Here is a 22,315-nt window from a genome sequence, read left to right as displayed (position 1 = left end):
GAAGCTTTGGGCTTAGGACTGTACTGAGTGGATGGAACATGCATGGACGGAACATCATGGACTCCCAACGAATCGTGCGTTGGTCCTTAGTCCTTCTGCTCCATGGAAAGAGGCGCTTCGGATTTTCCCCGGATCAAGGCCACCAGCAGCAACAATAAAGGGAGCAGCAACAGAAACGTATACGCATAAGAAAACCAAATTTTTGGTACGAACTCAAGGAGTTTGGTAATGTTCGGGTAAGCCAAAACGGATAGTGCGACCATTAAGACGCCCAAAGGCACCGTTAATGGCTTATAGGTCCTCAACTCAAGACTCTGAGCCAGTCCCAACGCCGAAACATAAAAGGTAATCGTCGTTTTGATAAATATGGACAAAAACCAAACGCCAGCCAAAAGCACTTCCACACGCTCCAAAAAGTTGCCTATACTGATTTTCTTGGCCAGCACAAAGGACGGATAAATATTTCTCGCTGTAAAATCCGAGCCAAGAACGAGTATGCATAAAGCCGTTATGATGATCAAAATGACACCACCCGCGGCAGCGCCCAGCAAGAGTGAATGCAGAACTTTTTTCGGGCGATTGACAAACGGGAGCAACATCAGAAAACAGACGAATTCTTGCAGACTTGAAAATTGTATCCCCGCTCCAAGCAGCGGCTTTATTCCGCCTTCCGTAACAGGCTCCAATTGGTTGATCTCGATTTCCGGCAGCAGTGTGAAGGTCAGAAAAAGCAGAGACACAAATATCCAGGGAAAAAATATTTCCGTGGTCCTGGCGATGACCTCAAGCCCGTATCGCGTTGCGATCACAACCACCATACTGAAGGAAATCAGTATAACTTCTACGGGGGTTTCAGGCATCACGTTTGACACGATGAAGTTTCCCAGATCACGAACCATCAGTGCCGAAAGAAAAATGAAAAATGAGAAAAACAACAAGGAGATCAATTTTCCCGGCCATTTTCCCAAAATTTTCTCGCTGTATTGGGCCAAGGTCATGCCTGGAAACAGATTTCCCAAAGCAACATACATAACAATCAACACCAAATCGATAACAATACCGATAATGGCTGCGATCCAGGCGTTTTGTTTCGCTTCCAGCGCCAATGGAGACGGTCCCAGCAAAAAGGAGGTGCCCATCGTAAAGGCAATCACAAGAACCGTCAATTGACGTATGTTGATTTTTCCTTGTTCCAGCATGGTACTCACCTCTCATTTCTGCCATTGTCTTTGCTGGAATGAACAATTGGAGAAAAGGCTGTTACTCTTTAAATAGAGACAGGATCCCGTCACTGACCGGTTTGTAAATAAAGGTAATCATTTCGCTAAGACTCGGAACCGGCACATGCAGCACTTGGAGGACACCGAGCGTGATCCCGGCCGTTAACAAGAGGGAAAATGCCCATGCTTCCTTGACGAACCTGTTTTTGACTAAAGCCGGCACCTCCATGCAGGCAATGATCATTCCCACCGCAATGATGGCTGCAGCTTTCAACATGTTGATCTACTCCTCTTTCGTTTCCAAGTACGAATTGCTGATCGTGCCAAGGCCCCGGATGTTGAAATCTACACGCATGTCAACATCCAAGCCGACAAATTCCTCATCCCAATTCTGTTTTGCCTTCTTCCAAAATCCCGGCTCCGCCCGGTGAACAGCTTCCCCAAACCCGAAAATATCCGCTTTGTACTTATGCTGAGCTTTTGAAATGGCTTGCTGCATAAATCCCTTTATTTTTTCCGCCGCTTTCGCTTCAAGGCCCCGAATCGTTTTGTCCTTGGCCAAATCCATATTGCATTGTACTTCACTGATATTTGCTTCCACGCGGACTTCGATGGCTACTTCCGGTTTTTTTCGCACGACTTTTCCCTTCATCTCGCTGTTGGTGCGGATGATTTCCAGCGCTATATTTCCGCCATTGGGACAAGCAACATATTCTGCTGTGCTTTTTACCTCATTTTGAATGTAATTGTATCCCTTGGATTCTTCCTCATTGAGCCAGCCTACGAGCTTGTCTTTTTTAAACACAGCCAATCCTTCGTACCTCAAGAGAGCGCGCGAGTCTATTCGCTGCATATTTTCTTTGGTCCCGGCAATATCCTTCGCTCCGTCAAGTGTAATGCCAGTCAGGACCGGATGCTTCCCTTCGCTGGTCATGTCCGATATCAACTTGTCGAGGGTCGCTTTTCCTGTTGCTGCCCAGGCAGTATTTGACGACTGCAAAGAATGGAACATTTTATTGGCAGGAATTTTTTCAAGCAAAGTCAGGGTTTTCAAAATTTCTTCGGCGGTTGCATCCTTTGAAACAACGAGAAAAAAATCGGTTCTGAATTCGTGGTCTCTTGAAAGAAAGTCCAACACTTTTGCAATTCCTTCTTCGGCTACCTCTTTGCCCAGCACAATTACTTGCATATGGGACAAGTAAATTTTGCGGGGCGATTTTGTCGTTGTTCTTCGCAATGCTTCAAAAATACTCGTCCCTTGTGTAGAGTAGGTAATTACGGGAGCGGTGTCCGTACCGGCTCTTTGTGCTGCCACCGCGCCGGGATTCACAATTTGGATGGATACCAGATAGTCGTTGTCTTTCTTGTCAACCCCCATGGCAACAGCGATTGCCAGCTCGTTTAATTCCCTTCTGTTCCAACATCCGGTCAAAACAACGAGAAGCAGCAGGAATAGGCATGCCATGGTAATAGGTTTACGCAACCGAATCGCTCCCTCTCTTAAGAATTTTGCTTGGATTCTGGATGTGGATGCTCGTTGTTTTCGCGAATGGTATCGTTTTGACTGATCGCTCTCGGACGTGAAAACAATGCCCATAGCGGCAAGCGGAAAAGCGTATCCTTCTGTTCAGCCAGATGAAAAGGAGCAAATGGACTCATGTACGGAGCTCCAAAGGAGCGCAGGCTGCACAGATGGAGAACGATGACAATGACGCCCAGGATGATGCCATACAGACCAAAGGATGCCGCCAAGGCCATAAGGCCGAAGCGCAACATCCGAATCGAAATTCCCACGCTGAATGCCGGGATGACGAAATTCGCAATGGCTGTAATGGCGACGACAATGACCATTGCCGGAGAGACGATGCCCGCTTCTACCGCGGCTTGACCAATGACCAATGTTCCGACGATCGATATGGACTGACCGATCGCCCGCGGCATTCTGACGCCTGCTTCGCGGAGGATTTCAAAGGTAATTTCCATAAGCAGCGCTTCCACAAAAGCGGGAAAAGGTACACCCTCGCGCTGCGATGCCAAGCTTATGAGCAGGCGGGGTGGGATTATTTCCTGGTGAAAGGTGGTGATAGCAATATACATGGAAGGTACAAGCAGGGATATAAACAGCGATATATAGCGGATCTGGCGGATTAGAGTGGCAAAATCCCAACGTTGATAGTAGTCTTCACTCGCTTGAAGAAATTGTGCAAACAGAGCGGGGACCATGAGGACGAAAGGGGTTCCATCGACTAAGATCACGACCCTGCCCTCCAACAAACCCGCCGCCGCCGCATCGGGCCGCTCAGTATTATGTACAGTGGGAAAAGGAGTGAACGTTTTGTCCTGGATGAGCTCTTCAATGTACCCGCTTTCCAGTATTCCGTCAATGTCGATTCGCTTGAGCCTGTCTCGCACTTCCTGCACGATCTTCTCGTTGGCAATCCCCTTGATGTACATGATGGCTACATCGGTTCTCGTCACTCGGCCGATTTGAATCGTTTCCAGCCAGAGATGAGGGTCTTTGATCCTTCTGCGGATTAAAGCGGTATTGGTCCGAAGTGTTTCGGTAAAAGACTCTCTGGGGCCGCGTACAACTGTCTGTGCGGCGGGCTCTGAAACTCCTCTGTCTTTCCATCCTCTGGAGCTTGCCGCGATCCCGCAGGGAGAACCATCGACCAGGATGACAGCATCTCCCGATAGCAGGAATGCAAACAAGTCATCAAAATCAGAGACTTCGTTGGTGTCGGAGACGGTAAGTGCAAAATCCCGCAAAACACGAGACACATGCGAACGGTCGGATATCTTGAGATCAATCTCCGTTTCTTTGATCGCAAGCATCAAAGATTCCAGAATAAAATCAGTGATCACTTTTTTATCGGCGAGCCCTTCCGTGTAAAGAATGGCCATTTTTATTTCTGATCGGCCAATTCTGACTTCTCGTATGATAATGTCAGTGCTGCCCCCGCTTATTTCCCTGATCCGCTTTAGATTCGCATCAAGGCAAGCCTGCAGCGGCTCTTTGCGAAGAGAACCGCATTGTTCCACGTCCAGCCGCCTCCGTTCTCCCATCAGTCTTGTAGGTAAGCCAAAATACAGCAAACAAAAAAAGGAATAGGGAAATTTCCCCTATCCTTACTATTTCCACTTTTTATTTGTCTAAACAGTCAAAAATCAAAAAACGGTTTGCAGATGATCGTCTTCCTCCACATACGGAATCGTCAACGGCCCGAGCGGGAGCACAGCCACCGTCATACCTTCTCCATACTTCTCCTTCAACTCCTCCAAGGTCTTCTCGATGTCATGGGTCGGGGTGAACATGGCCATCCTCACATCTTCATCGGAGAGCGTGGAGTAGACGTGCACATCGGCCCAGACCTGGATCACCGCCTGCTTTTGCACCTGCCACTGATCGAATATTTTAAACGAAGGATCATTGATCATGTCCAGGATTTCCTGCGGTGTCTTGCGCATTTTCAGGATGTCGGCGTAGTTGCCGTGATTGGGCAGGCCGTCGGAGCATTCCGAGGCACAGATGATCGTGCCGCCCTTCTTGACGATCTTGTGCGCCGCGCTCATCCCTTTTACCGCTTGATACAGGTTTTGATCGAGCGGGTAGCCCGAGTTGGAGGTAATGACGACATCAAACCGGTGGCCGCAGCGGATCATGGCGTGCTCCTTGGCGAAAGCGCAGCCCCGGTCATGCGCTTCGTAGAGCTCGCCAGCAAAGACGGCGGTGATTTCCTTCTCGCGGTTCAGGGTGACGTTGAGCATGAAGTCGGGCTTGCACATGCTGTTGATCTCCCGCGTCATGTCCTGCACCGGATTGTTTACCATGTTGCCCCAGGTGGACAGCGGATCGCCGATCATTCTGGCATTGTGAAACGTGAGGATGGTCTCGATTCCGGCAATGCCCGGCATAATCCCTTTGGGCCCGCCGGAAAAACCGGCGAAGAAATGGGGCTCGATAAAGCCGGTGACGATTTTAAAGTCGGCCTCGACGTACTCCTTGTTCAGGTAGACGTCGCAGCCAAAGCGGCTTTCGCCCACCTTGACGAGTTCATCCTTCTCATGGCAATGGTGGTTGATGACTCGTACATGTTCGACTACCCAGTCGCCCAGCATCTGGACGAATTCGTCTCTCGTCTGGTCCCGGTGGGTGCCCGTGCCGTTGATCACGACGAAATTTTCCAGCGGCACATGGGACAGCTCCTTCAACAGCCAGGGGACGAGCTTGTGATTGGGGGTAGGGCGGGTGATGTCGCTGATTACGATCGCCACTTTGTCTGTGCTTTTAACCAACTCGCGGAGAGGGGCGCTTCCGATCGGATTGCGGAGCGCTTCCAGTACCGCTGCTTCCTCGTCCGCCAGTCCGGGAAGATTTTTTGGCTCCAGGATGAGGGAGTGATCAGGCACTTCTACTTCCAGTCCGTGCTTGCCGTACAACAATGTCGTTTTCATGTTTCTCTCCTTTTCAACACGTATTTGTCATGATTGTCTTGATCCGAAAGGTGAAACTCCCCTGACGTCTGTCAGGGGCAGCACACGCATACATGGATGTACTAGATGTTACGTGTGGATGGTATTTGATATCTCGTGGGTTTCCAGCTTTCCGTTGATACCTCGCTTCTTTTGCCACGTATCGACCAGGATCACGCCGATAGGACAGAGGATCGCCGTAGTCAGTGTGGAGATGGAGATTTGGGCGGTCGCGATTTCCACCAGATTTTGATAGGCCTGTGCATCTGCGGCGGACATCATGCCGGAACCGGCGGCTACGGCTGCGGCTGCCGCGATGGCTGCCGGCGTTCCGACGGCGTTGCCTGCAGTCGATGCTTCCGCTACGGGGGCAATATGGCTTTTTTCGCGGAACAGCTTGAAGACCAGCATGCCTGTAGAACCGGTCAAAATGGTCGTCATGAAGCCGAGCGCCAAGCCGCCGAGCAGCACCTCGATTTTCAGGAAGGTGGCAAAGTCCATCCCGGCACCGAGGGAAAAGGCAAAGAACGGAACGGGCAGCAGCTCGCCCGGCTTCAGGAAGTCGCGCATTTCGGGATCGAGGTTGCCCAGCAGCATGCCGATGCCGATCGGCAGCAGTACAGCGATAAACGCGATGAAGGGGAAGTTCGCACCCATCATGCCCAGCGCCATCAAGGTGAAGAAAGGACCGTCATTCAGCGAAAGGACCGCAACGGCGCCGACGTCAGAGCGATTCCCGTACTGGGACGTAAGGGCGGCATACATCCCGCCGTTTCCGTTGGTCATCGCGGCGATAATCGTCATCGCCGACAGGCCGAGGAAGCCGTTCATCATGTCGCCGGACAGCTTTCCCCACAGAAAGCCGATGATCACGCCGGTAAAATACTTGGAGGCAGTCAGCAGCACGCCTTTTTTCAGCGCCGTTCCGCCGACCTGCAGATTCATCTGGCTGCCGCAGCAGAACAGGAACAGGGCGATCAGAATGATGGAGCTGTTTTTAAAGAGGGCCTCGGAAAATCCGCCGATGCGCAAAAACTCGTAATGGCCGTCTTTGGTCGCAGCAACCCCAAGGGATTTCAAAAAGTCCATGACAACGGGTATGTGCATTTGGTCAATGGTGTTCAGCAAGGCGCCGAGCAGCAGCGGAACAACCATTAATCCGCCGGGTACCTTTTCGATGGTCCGTTTGATTTTCATTCAACAATCCCCCTTGTACGCTTAGTTGTGGTTTTGCCTGGCCAGATACGTCCGGAATACTTGCTCTGCCGTCTGTGTGAGCAGCTCCGGTGCCCGCTCCATCGCTTCCTGCAGGGACATCGGCGCGTTTAGTATGCTATGAATGCTATGAATGCCGTACTGATAAAGGGTATCGATACCGCGTCCGATCGAGCCTGCCAAAACGAAAACGGGTATGCCGCGTTTCTGGGCCACCTGCGCTACACCCATCGGAGTTTTTCCTGATGCTGTCTGAAAGTCAATTTGTCCTTCCCCGGTGAGGACGAGATCGGCATCCTGCAAATGCTTGTCAAGCTGCGTATACTCGATCACGATGTCGATACCGCGTCTCATGGACGAAGGAAAGAAGGCTTGAAATGCACCGCCGATTCCGCCTGCAGCGCCTGCCCCTGCCCGTTGATGCAGCCGGATGCCGGTTTTGGACTTCACCAGATCCGCCCACGCGCGGAGGGATTGATCGAGTCTTTCCGCCATCTCGGCAGTGGCCCCTTTTTGCGGACCGAACACGTGGGAGGCCCCGTCCGGACCGATCAGCGGATTTTGGACGTCGGAGGCGATCAAAAACTCCGCTTCGCGTATGCGAGGGTCAAAACCGCTGTCATCGATCACCTCGATCCGTTCGAGCTCGCCACCGCCAAATCCGACCTGATGTCCCTCAGCGTCGAGCAGCTTCATGCCGAGGGCTTGCAGCATGCCGATGCCCCCGTCATTGGTAGCGCTTCCACCAATCCCGAGAATAAATCGTCGGCAGCCGTCATCCAGGGCTTGTCTGATCAATTCGCCCGTGCCGTATGTCGTGGTGACTAGCGGGTTTCTTTTCTCCGCCGGGACCAGGTACAGGCCGGACGCGCTCGCCATCTCGATCACGCAGGTGACATTGTCTCCCAAAATTCCGTAGGCGGCATCCACCGGTGTGTTCAAGGGGCCTGTGACAGTGACCTGTACCTTGCGTCCCCGGGTCGCTGCGACCAGACTTTCCATCGTGCCTTCTCCGCCGTCTGCGACCGGTACCAGAACGGTACGGGCTTCGGGGCGAACCTTTTTGATGCCTGTTTCAATGGCGAGGGCAGCGTCAAATGCAGACAAGCTTCCTTTGAATGAATCGGGTGCAATCACAACCTTCACGCTGACGTTCCACTCCTTTGTAAAGCGCTTTCATAACTTGCTTTTCATTATAGAGAAGGGGGATTCGCGAAATCATCGGTTACCATCCATAAAAATCCCGTGCAAATTATCGCATAATTTTGTTTATTATAAATAAGCGCTGGCTTAATCGATGTGTGAAGGATAAGATTTGAGTATGCTGACCTATGAGATTGCCAAACAGATCGTACGCGAAACGATGAACCGCCTCAACCGCAACATCAACATCATGGACCATACCGGAACGATTATCGCTTCGGGAGACGCTTCGCGTGTGGGTGAAATCCACGAGGGAGCTGCCGATGTCATCCGGACAGGCAAGCCGCTGATGATCACCCGCAGCAATGAGCGCCAGTACAAAGGCGCGCGCCCGGGGATCAATCTGCCGATCGTCTTTCAGGACAAGCTGATCGGTGTCATCGGCATCACGGGGGAGCCAGATGAGATCCGCGAGTTTGGGGAGCTTGTCAAAATGATTACGGAGATGATGATCAACCAGTCCTTTCTGGCCTCCCAGCTCGAGTGGAAGCAACGGCTGAAGGAAATGATTTTTGAAGAGCTGATCCAGCGGGAGATTCAGGAAGAATCCGTCGAGCAGAGGCTGGCCCTGCTGAAAATGAAACTGGAGGAGCCTTTCCAGGTCTCTCTCATCGAGATGCGTGAAATTCCGATGCAAAATCAGGAGCTGATTCAAAAAGTCGAGCAACTGATCGGCGAAACGAAATGGCTGGTCGGATTCCGCAGCGTAAACCGGTTGTTCATCCTCACTTCCGGTCTGGAGGAAGGCACAGTCATAAAAAAGCTGGAAGCCATTCAACTGTTTTTGCAGCAAAAGGAGATCCCGTTCAAGATCGGTTTGGGCTCGCAGGTGACAGAGACGGGGAAAATCGGCATGTCGCTTGAAGAGGCAAAGCTGGCATTGCTCTTGGGAAGCCAGGAGCAGGGCATCACCTCTTATTTGGATATCGAGACGAAGGCGCTGATCAAGCGGATGGACAGCCAGGCCAAACAAAAATTTCTCGATCGCGTATTTGCCGGTCTCCCGCCGAAGGGGATCGAAACGCTGGAGGCGTTTTTTGCCAGCAACCTGAACATCGGCGAAGCAGCCAAACATTTGTATGTCCACCGCAATACACTGATCTACCGTTTGGCAAAAATCAAAGAGCGCACCGGCTACGATCCGCAGGTTTTTCATGACGCCGTCTCGCTGCAGCTGGCAGTGTGGATGCAGCAAAATCAGGCGGGAGGAGAAGGGGAAGGGCGGTAGACGGGAAGGATCTGCCGCCTTTTTTATAGTTTCAGTTGTTTCCACCTTTCACCATTGTGTAAAAAAGTGGTGAATTTGGATGCGGGAAAAAGCAGCGGGTTTGCTTTCTGTGCCGAGATGATCAAAAAGGAGTACGGTGACGAGCGCAATATTTCTCCGGCTGCCGGAGATTGTCTTTCAAGAGAGCTGGGAGGATGACCTCGGCGGCATCCGCGTCGTGGTCGAACATGTCGGGGCAGAGAAGTGGGGATAGAAAGTAAAGGGAGGGGCTGCTCGATTCAGGGCGGCCTTTTGTGATTTGTAAGGTAGTATCCCAAGGGCCCCTCTATTCCTTGTTACGTTCAAAATTCATACCTTGAATAGGCTGATTCTAGCCCAAACCCACCTCAACCCAATACCCGCTTCATCCTCCGAATCCCTTCCGCAATGTCCTCCTCCGGCAAATTCCCGTACCCGATAATCACCTTGTCCAGATGTCGCCCTTTTTGGATCGCATGCTCCTCGACCGGATAAACCCGGACGCCTGCTTGCAAAAGAGCCGACAAACTCGCCTCAGTGAACGCTTTGCCAGGGAAAGAAGCGACAATATGCAGTCCGGTCGAAGCCCCCCAAATGTCCACCTGTCCGGGAAAATGAGCCTGGAGCGCGTCGCATAGCGCTCTCCGGCGGCGCTTGTACAGCTTTTTTACCCGGCTGATGTACTTCTCCAGATGGCCTTCCTCCACAAACCTCCCCAATGCCAATTGCTCCAGTGAAGGCGTGTGCAGATCTGTAAACCATTTTGCCGCCTGATACCGTTCCACCAAAGAAGGGGGCAGCACGAGATACCCCATGCGCAGTCCCGGAGAGAGAATTTTGCTAAAGGAGCCGATGTAGATGACCCGTTCTCCGGCCAGCCCCTGAAGCGAATGGACAGGCGGACTGTCGTACCTGAACTCGCTGTCGTAGTCGTCTTCGACAATATAGCAATCGCGCTCGCCCGCATACCTGATCAGCTGGATTCTCCGCTGGATCGGCAGTGTGCCGCCCAAAGGAAACTGGTGGGAGGGCGTGACCAGCACAAAGCGCGGCTGCGCATCGGCAGGGAGAAGATTCGTCATCATCCCGTGCTGGTCGACCGGCACTGGGAGCAGCGCGGCCCCGGTCTGGGCAAAGATCGTCTGGATATCGCGGGTAATCGGGTCCTCGATAACGGCGCTAGCGCCTTTGGAAAGCAGCACCTTGGCGATCAGCACGAACGCCTGGGTCGCCCCGGACGTGATCACGATCTGCTCGGGACGGCATTGCACACCGCGCGTGCGGAACAAATAGCGGCTGAGGATCGCGCGCAGCTCCGCCTGCCCCTCGGGACGTCCATAGCCAAAGGCGTCGAGCGGAGCTTCCCGGCATACCTGCTGCATGATTTTTCCCCAAAGCGCCCGGGGAAAGCGATCGAGGCAAGGGACACCGGAGCGGAAGTCGATCGTATTTGGGGAAGGGTGGCAGATTGCTTTATCGCTCCCATACAGGGCAGTACAACCAGCCGCTGAATCGTTCACACCCGGAGAAGTTCGATCAATTGCAGAGTCGCTCACACCTGGAGAAGTTCGGCCAATTGCCGAGTCGCTCCCATCCAGTGAAATTCGAATCGTTGCCGATGGGAATGCCCGGTCATCATTTTCTAGTACTCTCTCTGGCGTCTCTGGTCCGCGCTGCCCCGTGACCCTGCCAGACAAAGGAAGGCCGGGCGGAAGAAGCGGCGTAAGCAGCGACAGATCAATACCGGGAGCCACATAATGGCCGGAGCCCGGCCGTCCCTCCAGATACCCTTCGGCCAGCAGTTGGTCGTATGCCTCCAGGACGACATTGCGGGAGACATAGAGCTCTTCCGCGAGCTTCCGCGTCGAGGGAAGCCGTTCCCCGGCACGCAGCTCTCCTTTCAGAATTTTGCCGCGAATGTCCGCGTACAACTGGCGGAACAATGGCATCGGCTGAGTGCGGTCAATGTTGATCCAGAGCATGGCAAGCCCTCTCCTTCGCAAAGTGGTACTGTCTATATCGATGAAAAGTGGACCTAATCCTAGCCAGATTAGCATGTTATCGTGTGGGAGAAAAGCGAAGAGAAGGAGGAACGGAAGATGGAGAAACAAAAGTTAGAGAATCAAAATCAACCGGGAAAAGGAGAAGTAACTGCTCGCCTGGGGCTCTCGTCCACATTGACGAGAAGGGCTCGCCGGAAATCTTGTCCGACGAACAAAAAGCCGCAGACGTTTTGCGGACAATCGCCCGCGATCCGGACATGAAAGACTTCGTCATGCGGACTCCTTGGCTGTACCGGATTCTCTATTCGGCGGCAAAACGGTATGTGGCTGGAGAACAGGGGAGCGAGGCAGTCAGGGCGGCGGTCCGACTGCGGGAGCTCGGCTACCGGCAGTCGCTGGAGTTCATCGGGGAAAACACGGCTGACGCGGAAGAATGCCGCCGGGCCACAGACGAATTTCTCGCGCTGATCAAAGAAAGCAGCCAGCAAGGCTTGTCCGCCGACATTTGCTTCGACCTCTCCCACATCGGACTTCTGGTCGATGAAAAGCTGGCATTGGAGAATGCCGAAGAACTGGCCCGATGTGCCAAAGAGCACGGCCAGTATGTGATGACCAGCATGGAGGAATCGGCCAAGACCTCGGCCATTTACCGCGTGTACGAGCAGCTCGCCAGCCGTATGCACAACATCGGTATCACGGTGCAGTCCCATTTGCACCGCACTATCGACGATCTTCCGCGTCTGCTCGCTCTGCCGGGAAAGATCAGGCTGGTCAAGGGCGCGTTTAAGGAAGCACCGGAAGTGGCTCTGCCCCGCTCCGCCGAGCTGCGGGAGCGCTATCTGTCGCTGGCAGAGCAAATCGTTCGTGCAGGTCACCCGCTGTCCATCGCTACCCACGACGATCAGATTGTAAAAGCGGTTTTGGAGCGGGGGTATCTGGGCGATGCCTACGTGGAGCTGGAAATGCTGTTCGGTGTACGGGAAGAGGCGGCTCGCGCACTGCTCGAAGGAGGAATCCCGATACGCCTGTATGTCACCTATGGCACCGAGTGGTATTTGTACTTGTGCCACCGCCTTGCCGAGCACCCGCCGAATTTGTACCGGGCATTGGCAGATATGCTGGAGCCGGGCAGGGCGGGGGTGGAGATGTACGGATAAAGAAGCAGGCCTCTTAGCCGGTTGGCTAGGAGGCTTTGTTTTGGTGGCGTCATGAGGCATCACTGCTTGGCTCGATCATTTTACATACCAAATAAAAGTTCTAAACGCCTCAGGTTTCTGTTCTTATTTACTTTAACAAAAGAGTAAGAAAAAGGTAATAATACAATTGACCTATTGTTTCCAGAAATGGTAACATTCTGTGTGACAGCAATTTAACCCATTTACAAAACAATTAAAACATTTTGGAGGTGAAATATCAGGATGATAACGCCTGCCGCGATCAGGGTCAAGCTGCCGATTATTTCAGGAAAAGAGATTGATACGGATCACTCCGAATCCTTGTACGGAGCGATTTCTGCTATTGCACCGGCAATTCATCAGCAAGACCAGATCGCGATATCCCCGATTTTTGGTGAAAGAGCGCTTGGCAAGCGATTGAGGCTTAGCCGCAAAAGTTATTTCTTTGTTCAATGTGACGCATCCCAAATCCCCATGGTACTCCCTCTGGCGGGAAAAGCCGTTCAGCTCCGCAACGATCATATACGCTTTGGCGTCCCGCAGTTAATGATGATTCGCCCGGCTGGAACACTGTTTTGCCGCTTATTTGTCATGAGAAATGCAATAGATGAAGAAAAAGCCGTCTCCAATCTCAGAAGCAAGCTGCTCGACCTACTGGGAGAGGAGTCAGCTCATCTGGACATAACCCCGCTGCGGAGAAGGATTGTCCGAATACACGGCAAGAAAATTACCGGTTTTGGCATCCGGATTGCAGGATTGACGGACGAACAATCCGTGATCGTACAATCGCAGCCTCTTTCTGGCCGGAGAAAATACGGATGCGGCCTATTTGTTCCGGCTGGAGGGAAAGACGATGCCAGGGATTGAACCCCCCTTTTTAGCCAAGAGTCTTACAAGCTCAGAACACGACCTATATGCTGCCACAGTAGCAGGGCATCTGGAGCAGGTCGTGGAGACAGCCGAGATCATTGTAGAAAAGACCGGCTGGGCAATACTGCAAGTGTGTCAGTTGGAAGAGGACAAGCTCGAACCAATCAAAAGAGTGGTTCGGGTCGCGGCTCTGCTTCATGACCTTGGAAAATTGTCAGGAGATTTCGTAAACCTAATAGAAGGTAAAGATGCAGGCCCTCAGGTAGTTCGGCACGAGTTGTTGTCTTGCTGGATGTTGGAAAATTATGAACCATTGCTTCGGGCTGTAGAGCAATACATCGGGGATACGATGTGGGGAATGCTTGCTGTCAAAGCTGCTATCCTTGGACATCACTTGAGATTCCCGGATGGCGAGCAGACGTATTACGGTTCGGGTGAATTGAAGCTGTATCTTCTGCACAGGAGGGCAGATGACGTCAGGAAGCTAATCGACCGTACCTTGGGAGAGCCAGTGGATTGGAGCCAGCCTCTCTCCAGTTTCCCCAGGAGCCGTTTATTTGCGGGTGATTACGAAGAAAAGGTCATTTGCGAATGGAAGGAGAATGCGGTCGGTTTGAGTGCTTCTGAACGGAAATTGTGCTCGATCATCAGGGGAATACTTATCGCCGCTGACGCCTTGGGATCAGTCAGATCATTGTCTAGAGGGGATTGGGTTGAGAGGAAGAGTGTAGACATCCGAAACATCTTTTCAGGAATCCCACTTCAAAATGAACTGGGCGACATGATTCAAAAGAAACTGGCAAAGGTCAATACGTATTCTCCAGAGATTACGCAGTTTCAGGAAACGGTAGAAGCGGCTGCAACCTACGAGATCACGGTCTGTGAAGCAGGATGCGGGAGCGGAAAAACGATTGCGGCCTACCGGTGGGCCAAAAAAGTAAACCGCCCGTTTCTCTGTTTCGCTTACCCGACTACCGCCACGGCCACCCAAGGCTATGCAGACTATCAGCAATATTTGCAATCTGCGGGCAAAAAGCTGCACCACTCCCGGGCCGACATTGATTTTGAATTGCTGCTCAATCAAAAGGATGGCCAAAAAGAAGGGGCATTTCGCGCGTTGGAACATTTATTGCAGCCGGTGACCATCTGTACGGTCGATACTGTTATTGGTTTGACGCAGCTCTATTACTCTTCTCTTTGTGTGCTTCCACATATTCTCCAGTCGGCAATCGTCTTCGATGAAATCCATAGCTACGACGAAAACCTCTTTGCTTCGTTCCTCCGCTTTCTAAAAGAGTTCGATCTGCCTATATTGCTCATGACAGCCTCATTGCAACAAGAACGGCGGGAGGCATTGCAAAGCCTCTTTCGCGAGCTTGAAAACGAAGGGAGGAGAGCTGCCTGGTGCAAGGGCCCCGAACTTCATCAAAGCATCCCTCGCTACCGGTTGCATGCAGGACCATCATTGCCGAAGGAAAAGCTGTGGGAAGCGCTGAACCGAAACGAAAATGTTCTCATCATCATGAATACGACAGACAGGGCGATGGACCTGTATGAAACCCTAAAGAAAGAAGCGGCAGACAAAACCCCCGGGGCCGAGCTGTTTTGCTATCATTCGCGTTTCAAGTACCGGGACCGTTTGGCCAGGCAGCAGGAGATCGTAGAAGCGTTTCGCGGGAGGAGAGGTATTTGCGCCATTACGACGCAGATCGCGGAAATGAGTTTTGATGTCTCCTGCGATGTACTTATGAGCGAGATCGCTCCGTTTTCTGCGGTGATACAGCGTTTAGGCAGATTAAATCGCACTGCAAAGCCTGGGGATTCTCCAGGTAGAGCCTATTTCTGGATGCCCGAGAGTATAAGTCCGTATGAGAAGCAACGTGATGATGTTTACTTGACAGAGAAAATCCTGCGGGAGAATGCGGAGAAACCTCTTTCGCAGGCAGATTTGTCAATCCTGCTGGCGACGATGAACACGAAAAAACGGGAAGTCAGGCAAATGCTTTCCGGGTGGGAAGAGCTTCCGGAAACGTTGACAGGCTCGTTGCGTGATGAGTCTTCGCTGGTCGATGTGATCGTCAAAAGCGATTTTGAAAAGACAGGCGGAAGAAAGCAAGCCAGCCGCTCCAAAATCATGGAGTATGTTCTTCCGGTAAATCGAGGGAAGCTCCCGCGGGGTGACTGGATGAAATGGCGTCATGTGTACATTGTGCCGGATGAAGTGATCGACTATGACGAGAAGCGGGGAGGGATGGTAAAGGGATGCAAGAGTGGAAAGAGTTCAGGTTGAATGATCCCGGGATGGGACCATATCATCGGGCAGGGCTTGCCGGATTGACCGCCAGTCTGGTCATGCTGGGAAAATGGAATGCACTTCCCGCGGCTTTGGATTCATTTGAATATGACGAACAGAAACTTTCAATGTCCGGTTTTCAGCCTACAGCAGAATCGCTGCATAGTCTGCTCCAGGCTGTGTACCGCTTGAATGATGATGGCCTGTTTGACTTTCCTGTTCTGGAAAGTTGGGGCCCTTTTCAGAAAGCGGAACTGCAGAAGTTGTATCTGGGCAGTTTTTTGCAGCATCCCAGTGCGCGGAAGGCAGAGGGGAAACAAAAAGAAAAGAATAGTCCGCTAGACGAGAAAAAACTGGAGTACAGCTATTTGCCATTAAGAGACTTTATCCATCGCGACCAGGCGACGTGTCAGAGAATTGCGGAGGCAGTTGCCAAACAAAAAAGCATGGATATAGCGGGCTGGGCACTTCCCGGCGGAATCGTCAAGCATAACGCCGTGCAAGAAACCGGTTTAAAGGAAAGTCCCGAAAAGTTTTTTCTTCTGCTGTTTGCGCCTCTGGGTTGTCTCTTTTTCCAAGGGCACGCCGGATTGTCCAATGGAGAGCGGGACAAGCGGACACAGACATTGGTAGCGGTGCCACGGCCTCGCCAGTTACGCTCGTTTGTTGACTTGCTCCTCAGATTTTATGAGCGGACAGGCAGCGAGAGAGCATCCGGGAAGGTTCCGCTTATTCGCGTCCAGGGAGTAAAAGAGGCAGCGCTGCAGGCGGCCATGCTGCTTCATTTGCAAAATACCCCAAAGCTCAGACGATTGTCTTGTGATTTTACGGTAGTACGGTTTGGTACCGTTAGCTGGTCAGCCCAGCAAAAAACACGGACAGCATTGTTTTCCAGCACATGCCTGTCTGAGGAAACCGTACAAAAATATCAAATTGCCCATGACAAGCTGCATCGAGCGGGAAAGGGCACACATTTCGTCTACTGCCCGTTTTTGGGCCAAATCGCCGACAATCTGGTGCTTGGAAACGATGAATGGTACCGGGGAATTTCTGCGTATATGACGGACGAACGGCGAAAAAGCATGATCTATTGGCAAAGGAGGCTGGGAGAATTGGTACAGGAAAAAATGATCTGGAAAGAACAGAGCAGAAGAGAATTTGTCGGCTTGATGCATTCTGCGATCCGCAACCGTTTTGGAAAGGTGAGTAACGAAGCCAAGCATGCGGGCGGTGACCTAAGTACGTTTTTTAAACGAGAATACGAGCGAATGCGCCAACTGTTTGTCAACTGCCGTACCCAGGAGAAGTTTCGGGAAAATTTGATGGATTTTGTTACAAGAACGAGACCGAGTGTCCCCGCGGATAGCACGAGGAGCGAAAACGAATTGCTGTTGCTTGCCTGCGAAGCGGATTGGCGGGAAGGAAAGGACCTAAGCTTGCTGGCATTGGCCTCGTATCGTGGCAAGGAAACCGAAAAATATTTGGACCAAGGGGAGGAATAAAGCATGACTAAACATCTGCATGCGACATTTGTCACTCATATCGGAATCGCGGCAAACAATCGGGGAGAGACGGAGGGCAACATCACAACCCTGCAAAAGATTATGTGGAAAAACGATTTGTACACAACGGTGTCAGCAGAGGCGATTCGTTTTGCGCTCCGATACTACTGGCAGCAGCAATACGAACGGACAGGCGATGAAGCATACCTCGTCAACCGGGTCTATGATGGACAAACCTATCAATGGAAAGATGAATCTTTTGCCGATGAAGGCGAGTTGTACATTGATGACGATGTGCTGGGCTATATGGATGCCAAGGCTCCGAAATCAGACAGCAGTGAGGATTCCAAAGGGAAGAAAAAAGGGGCTGCTAAAGTGCGCCGGGGGGCACTGGAAGTATCGCGCGCTGTTTCCCTGCTGCCCTTCCTGGGAGAAACCAGCTTTAATTCAAAAGGGGGCGTAAAGACGAATACCTCATTATATGGTACAGAAATGCACGCAACCAGCTACCAGTACAGCATTTCCCTGACACCCCAACAACTAAAAAGAAAAGAGCGGATCGCGCTGGTTGTCGAAGCGCTGGCCTCCTTGCATTACGTAGGGGGAAATCAGTCCCGGTTCTTGTTCGACTTCAGTCCGCAGCTTGCCGTTTTCCGGATTACACATGACCCTGCGCCGCGTATCCTGTTTGTCGCAGAGCCCGAGGGAGACTTGTACTCTGTCCAAACCTTGATCAAAAGAGTGGAATCAGGCGATATTGCTGCGGATGAACTGGTGATCGGAGGAGAAATGGCTGCAGGCGAAAGAGAGCAATTGCAGCAGTTCGGAGTGAAGGTCCACAAAGGAGTACTGGAAGCCGCAAACGTCGTAAAGGCGATGGATTGGACATGAGTCAAGCAGATACGTTATGGCTCAAGGTATCGGTTCCGATTGCTTCTTTTACGGTTCCGCAGGCGAGGGAGTTTCTGGAGAGCTATCCGTTTCCTCCACCTACCACTGTCTATGGCATGCTCCTCTCGTTTATCGGCGAAACGGATCCCAACGCATTTAAGGGAACGGGTCTGGCCATTTTGGTCGAGGGTCTGCCAGCTTCTTCGGTTGTCCTGCGCAAAATGAGACGGTTTAAAGATCGCAAAATGGCCAGCGATAAGAACAGCAAGCCGGATTTTCAAGAAGTTTTGACCGGACTGGTCTTTTATGCCGGGATTCAAAGCAGCGGGCAGGGAGAGCAGCGTTCATTGGCGCAGGAGCTGTCAAATGCGCTGCAAAATCCGGAAGCCATCCAGCGTTTCGGAGGGCTTTCCTGCGGCGAATCTCATAATCTGATCGACCAGATTCATATCGTACAGCACCCGCTCGCAGCTCAACAGAAAACGGATACAACTATTTGGGGACTGCTCCCGTCAGAGGAGGGAGACTGGAGCGTGGCGGTCTGGGCCGATCACGTCAATTTGTCAAACACGAGCTGGGCGCAAGCAGAGTTTGTCCCGATAGAAGAAACGGTCCCGGAGCAATACTTTTTTACGATCGGAGCATAAGTACGAGGGTGAGCGGTTTGAATAATTCCATCAGTGCCCATACTGGAAATTGGAGTAAAATTTTGAATCAGGAGGGTGTTGAGGATGTCGGCAGCAGCGGATCAACCGCTCACCCGCATCATGGCCTTGCATGCGCTGGAGTATTGTGAGCGACTGTTTTTTCTGGAAGAGGTAGAGGAAATCCGATTCGCGGATCAGGCAGTATACGACGGCAGAAGACTTCATGAGGAAATGCCTGAGTACATAGAATTGACCAATTTTACACTGGAGAGTCCCACTTTAGGCATACGAGGGAAAGTGGATTGCATCAGGTCTGTAGATGGCAATTGGATCCCGTACGAATACAAAAAAGGACACGCCAAAAAGTCAAGTTCCAGGGGTATTTATGAGGCTTGGCCGTCCGATGAAATTCAAGTTGCGGCCTATGCGATGCTTCTGGAAGAACACTTCGGTCAACGCATTCCGGAAGGCAAGGTCTACTACGCTTCAGATCATCGGACAGTGAGTGTCCCTGTGGATGAGCAGATGCGCAGCAGAGTCAGACAAGCGATCAGCCGGGCAGAAGCATTGAGAGCCTCAACGGAGAGGCCTCATATTACAACAAATGAACGTCTGTGTGCCAGATGTTCTCTGGCGCCGGTCTGCCTCCCGGAAGAAGAACGCCTACTGGATTCACCGAAACGGGAAGTCATCCGTCTGTTCCCGGAAGACCGAGAAAAGTTGGATCTTCATGTGGCAAGTCACGGGGCATATATTCGTCGCTCCGGTTTGTCTCTCGTAGTGGAGCAAAGGGACGGGGAGAAAGAGGTATTTCCGAGCGAGCAGATAAACTCGTTGTCGATCCATGGACAAAGCGTTCAATTATCCACCCAGGCTCTGATGTTATGTGCGGAGAAAGGAATCGCTGTCCATTGGTTAACTGGCGGAGGGAATTATATCGGGAGCGTAACAAAGGCGGCTGGAGGTGTCCAAAGACGGCTTAGACAATATAAGGCATTAACGGATGATGCAGTAAAGCTGGCTTTGGCAAAAAAATTGGTTTTAGCGAAAATGGAGTCCCAGCTTCGTTATGTTTTGCGGTGTACCCGTGGAAAACCGCGTTCCAATACGGTAGTGACTGCTGTTGAAGCCATACGGCATGCAGTATCTCACAGCCAAAAAGTGAAAACGACAGAGGAACTCCTCGGATGGGAAGGCAGTGCGGCCAAAGCGTATTTCGCTTGTTTTGCGGAATTTACAGCAGATGAGCTGGAAGCTGGAATGGCTTTTTCCCATCGCAATCGCCGCCCTCCGAAAGACCCGGCGAATGCCCTCCTCTCTTTTTACTATGGCATGCTGTACAAGGATTGTGTGGAGGCCATCACCGTAGTGGGGCTTGACCCGACGATCGGTTTTTATCATCAGCCGAGATCACAGGCGTATCCACTTGCACTGGACCTAATGGAAATTTTCCGCGTTTCCTTGTGTGACATAACCGCGATGGGAACTATACACCGTAAGCAATGGGATGTGGAAGAGGACTTCACAAAAGCCGGAGATCAGGTATGGCTGAGCGAAGCAGGCAAGAAAAAGGCGATCGCCGCTTACGAAAGACGAAAGCAGGACACCTGGAAACACCCGGTGATTGGCTATTCGCTTTCGTATGATCGCGCCATCGAGCTGGAAGTTCGGCTGTTGGAAAAAGAATGGTCAGGCAGGCCCGGTTTGTTTGCGCAAAGCAGGTTGAGGTAACGAGAATGAGCGGAAAAATGAAATATTACCTTGTCTGTTACGATATTCGTGAGCCCAAGCGGTGGAAGAAGTGTTTTCGACTCATGAAGGGTTACGGAGAGAGAATCCAGTACTCGGTTTTTCAATGCTATTTATCTGAACGTGCCATGGCTCAGCTTCGTTGGGAGTTGGCCAAAATCCTGTCAAAGGAAGACAGCTTGTTGATTGCCCCGATTTATGCTCCTGACCAGAATAAAATCATACAGTGGAACATGAGCGCCGAATGGAGTCCGGATCGGGAGAGGTTCAAAACGTTGTAAGTCGTTTCAAGCACCAGGATCATTTTTAAGACTGAACCCGAAAAAAGGTTGATGAAGGCCGTTCATGACAGGGTTTGGGCCAATATCCTGTTTAAGCAGGTGCTTGAAAATCGGGAGGAATACTGGTAAATCAATAGGTATGGGGATTGTATTCCTGTGGAAGAAAGGGGCCTTTTGTAAAAAGTGAACTGCTTTGCCAGAGGTGCTTGAAATGAAGGGCGTCTTTCCCATGTGTATCAAGGGTTATTTGCGGAGGCTCTGAAAGTAGCTGTGATGCTGAAAAGCGTTTAGCACACCGTTTTCACGAAATACCTTGTCCCGTCCATGCACTGAAAGTAGCTGTGATGCTGAAAAGCGTTTAGCACATAATCAACCCGAACCGAATCGGCCCAAAGTTCCGCCCTGAAAGTAGCTGTGATGCTGAAAAGCGTTTAGCACAATTTATTTCCATCTTCGTCCGGCTCACTTCCGTTCTGAAAGTAGCTGTGATGCTGAAAAGCGTTTAGCACATACTTAGAATTGCTCTCTGGCTTCTTTCTTGGAACTGAAAGTAGCTGTGATGCTGAAAAGCGTTTAGCACTTTGGCTTGATTTGTTTCATGGGTTTCGTGCAATCCTGAAAGTAGCTGTGATGCTGAAAAGCGTTTAGCACCTTTATCGGAGTTTCCAAACAGGAAAAAGTAGCAGCTGAAAGTAGCTGTGATGCTGAAAAGCGTTTAGCACTTAAGCCATCACCGTGGAAGCCTACAGACCCAATCGACCCCTGAAAGTAGCTGTGATGCTGAAAAGCGTTTAGCACTTTCTATAGTATCAAGTAAAGGAAGAAACGCCGCGGCGCGGCTGAATGTAGCTGTGATGCTGAAAAGCGTTTAGCACACATTCATACCTTTCGGCGTAATGATTCACCACATCCTGAATGTAGCTGTGATGCTGAAAAGCGTTTAGCACCCTTATGTAAACGTGCATGGACACATACACAACCAAACTGAAAGTAGCTGTGATGCTGAAAAGCGTTTAGCACGTTGCAAGCAAGCGTAATCTGTTGATCTCTTTGGACAGTCCTGAAAGTAGCTGTGATGCTGAAAAGCGTTTAGCACCTCACAAAATTACAAGCAGGGTTAATACGAAACAAGTCACTGAAAGTAGCTGTGATGCTGAAAAGCGTTTAGCACAAGAGGAGCATTACGATAACCTTGGTACAGAGTGCTGGGCGACTGAAAGTAGCTGTGATGCTGAAAAGCATTTAGCACGGTTTATTGCAACCCCACGCCCGAAAACCATCATTAACTGAAAGTAGCTGTGATGCTGAAAAGTGTTTAGCACTCGGCCGTTTCTTGAATCTGCTAAGCGACGTTATTGAAGCTGAAAGTAGCTGTGATGCTGAAAAGTGTTTAGCACTTTAAATCGGTTACAAGCCGATCAAAAAAAGAAAACTGAAAGTAGCTGTGATGCTGAAAAGTGGGTCTGTCAAGATTTTTGTGTAAACTCAATCAACCGATATATGAACAGGTTTCATCCCCCTAATTGGGACATCTTTTTCGGAGCCAA

17 protein-coding genes and 1 CRISPR repeat array are annotated in these 22,315 nt (G+C 51.2%); of the genes, 9 read left to right on the top strand and 8 right to left on the bottom strand.

What is annotated here, in order from left to right:
• Nucleotides 1-86: 86 nt before the first annotated feature.
• The 7 genes from NST37_RS21335 to NST37_RS21305 all read right to left on the bottom strand — a co-directional run bounded on the left by NST37_RS21335 (nt 87) and on the right by NST37_RS21305 (nt 8,054).
• On the bottom strand, nt 87-1,199 hold the full coding sequence (locus NST37_RS21335; RefSeq protein WP_003390005.1) for an endospore germination permease: 1,113 nt from the start codon (nt 1,197-1,199) through the stop codon (nt 87-89).
• A gap of 61 nt (nt 1,200-1,260) precedes the next feature.
• Nucleotides 1,261-1,497, bottom strand: coding sequence for a hypothetical protein (locus tag NST37_RS21330; RefSeq protein WP_003390004.1), 237 nt, complete (start codon nt 1,495-1,497; stop codon nt 1,261-1,263).
• A 6-nt stretch (nt 1,498-1,503) separates the two neighbouring features.
• Entirely contained in the window at nt 1,504-2,703 is a 1,200-nt protein-coding gene (locus NST37_RS21325) for a Ger(x)C family spore germination protein (RefSeq protein WP_003390003.1), read from the bottom strand.
• Between the two features lie 17 nt (nt 2,704-2,720).
• Entirely contained in the window at nt 2,721-4,286 is a 1,566-nt protein-coding gene (locus NST37_RS21320; protein ID WP_339166601.1) for a spore germination protein, read from the bottom strand.
• Nucleotides 4,287-4,388: 102 nt separating this feature from the next.
• Complete coding sequence (larA, locus tag NST37_RS21315; protein ID WP_339185778.1) at nt 4,389-5,675, bottom strand: nickel-dependent lactate racemase; 1,287 nt, start codon at nt 5,673-5,675, stop codon at nt 4,389-4,391.
• A gap of 108 nt (nt 5,676-5,783) precedes the next feature.
• A complete protein-coding gene (locus NST37_RS21310) occupies nt 5,784-6,890 on the bottom strand; it encodes a 2-keto-3-deoxygluconate permease (protein WP_338463224.1) in 1,107 nt (368 codons plus the stop codon).
• Between the two features lie 21 nt (nt 6,891-6,911).
• Nucleotides 6,912-8,054 (bottom strand): glycerate kinase, encoded by a 1,143-nt coding sequence (locus tag NST37_RS21305; protein WP_003389998.1) that lies wholly within the window; start codon nt 8,052-8,054, stop codon nt 6,912-6,914.
• A 175-nt stretch (nt 8,055-8,229) separates the two neighbouring features.
• On the opposite strand from NST37_RS21305, the gene NST37_RS21300 reads away from it, so the two are divergent.
• The gene (locus NST37_RS21300) at nt 8,230-9,339 is read left to right on the top strand and encodes a sugar diacid recognition domain-containing protein (protein WP_339186807.1); all 1,110 of its coding nucleotides are present in this window, start codon (nt 8,230-8,232) and stop codon (nt 9,337-9,339) included.
• 386 nt (nt 9,340-9,725) lie between these two features.
• On the opposite strand, the gene NST37_RS21295 is transcribed toward NST37_RS21300, so the two are convergent.
• Nucleotides 9,726-11,339, bottom strand: coding sequence for a PLP-dependent aminotransferase family protein (locus NST37_RS21295; RefSeq protein WP_003389996.1), 1,614 nt, complete (start codon nt 11,337-11,339; stop codon nt 9,726-9,728).
• Nucleotides 11,340-11,560: 221 nt separating this feature from the next.
• On the opposite strand from NST37_RS21295, the gene NST37_RS21290 reads away from it, so the two are divergent.
• The 8 genes from NST37_RS21290 (at nt 11,561) to cas2 (ending at nt 20,768) form a co-directional block, all read left to right on the top strand.
• Nucleotides 11,561-12,517, top strand: coding sequence for a proline dehydrogenase family protein (locus NST37_RS21290; RefSeq protein WP_039071589.1), 957 nt, complete (start codon nt 11,561-11,563; stop codon nt 12,515-12,517).
• A gap of 261 nt (nt 12,518-12,778) precedes the next feature.
• Nucleotides 12,779-13,402 carry a type I-MYXAN CRISPR-associated protein Cas6/Cmx6 gene (gene cas6, locus NST37_RS21285; RefSeq protein ID WP_003389994.1) on the top strand — a complete coding sequence of 208 codons (624 nt, stop codon included), beginning with the start codon at nt 12,779-12,781 and terminating at the stop codon, nt 13,400-13,402.
• Complete coding sequence (gene cas3, locus NST37_RS21280) at nt 13,389-15,695, top strand: CRISPR-associated helicase Cas3' (RefSeq protein WP_251247040.1); 2,307 nt, start codon at nt 13,389-13,391, stop codon at nt 15,693-15,695. Before cas6 ends, cas3 begins: the two co-directional genes overlap by 14 nt.
• Nucleotides 15,668-17,200, top strand: coding sequence for a type I-MYXAN CRISPR-associated Cas8a1/Cmx1 (gene cas8a1 / locus NST37_RS21275; protein ID WP_031931660.1), 1,533 nt, complete (start codon nt 15,668-15,670; stop codon nt 17,198-17,200). The genes cas3 and cas8a1 overlap by 28 nt, the downstream gene beginning before the upstream one ends.
• A gap of 3 nt (nt 17,201-17,203) precedes the next feature.
• Entirely contained in the window at nt 17,204-18,091 is an 888-nt protein-coding gene (gene cas7i, locus NST37_RS21270) for a type I-B CRISPR-associated protein Cas7/Cst2/DevR (RefSeq protein ID WP_003389991.1), read from the top strand.
• Complete coding sequence (cas5, locus tag NST37_RS21265; RefSeq protein ID WP_003389989.1) at nt 18,088-18,738, top strand: CRISPR-associated protein Cas5; 651 nt, start codon at nt 18,088-18,090, stop codon at nt 18,736-18,738. The genes cas7i and cas5 overlap by 4 nt, the downstream gene beginning before the upstream one ends.
• Before the next feature lie 84 nt (nt 18,739-18,822).
• Entirely contained in the window at nt 18,823-20,469 is a 1,647-nt protein-coding gene (cas1, locus tag NST37_RS21260; protein WP_003389987.1) for a type I-MYXAN CRISPR-associated endonuclease Cas1, read from the top strand.
• Nucleotides 20,424-20,768 (top strand): CRISPR-associated endonuclease Cas2, encoded by a 345-nt coding sequence (gene cas2 / locus NST37_RS21255; RefSeq protein WP_319800726.1) that lies wholly within the window; start codon nt 20,424-20,426, stop codon nt 20,766-20,768. The genes cas1 and cas2 overlap by 46 nt, the downstream gene beginning before the upstream one ends.
• A gap of 258 nt (nt 20,769-21,026) precedes the next feature.
• Nucleotides 21,027-22,228: direct repeats of the CRISPR family, unit length 36 nt; unit sequence CTGAAAGTAGCTGTGATGCTGAAAAGCGTTTAGCAC.
• Nucleotides 22,229-22,315 lie beyond the last annotated feature (87 nt).

Origin of the sequence: Brevibacillus sp. FSL K6-6036 (assembly GCF_037964015.1) — a bacterium.
Taxonomy (GTDB): domain Bacteria; phylum Bacillota; class Bacilli; order Brevibacillales; family Brevibacillaceae; genus Brevibacillus; species Brevibacillus borstelensis.
The sequence above is the reverse complement of the archived record's forward strand: the minus strand, read 5'-3'. Positions and strand labels throughout refer to the sequence as shown.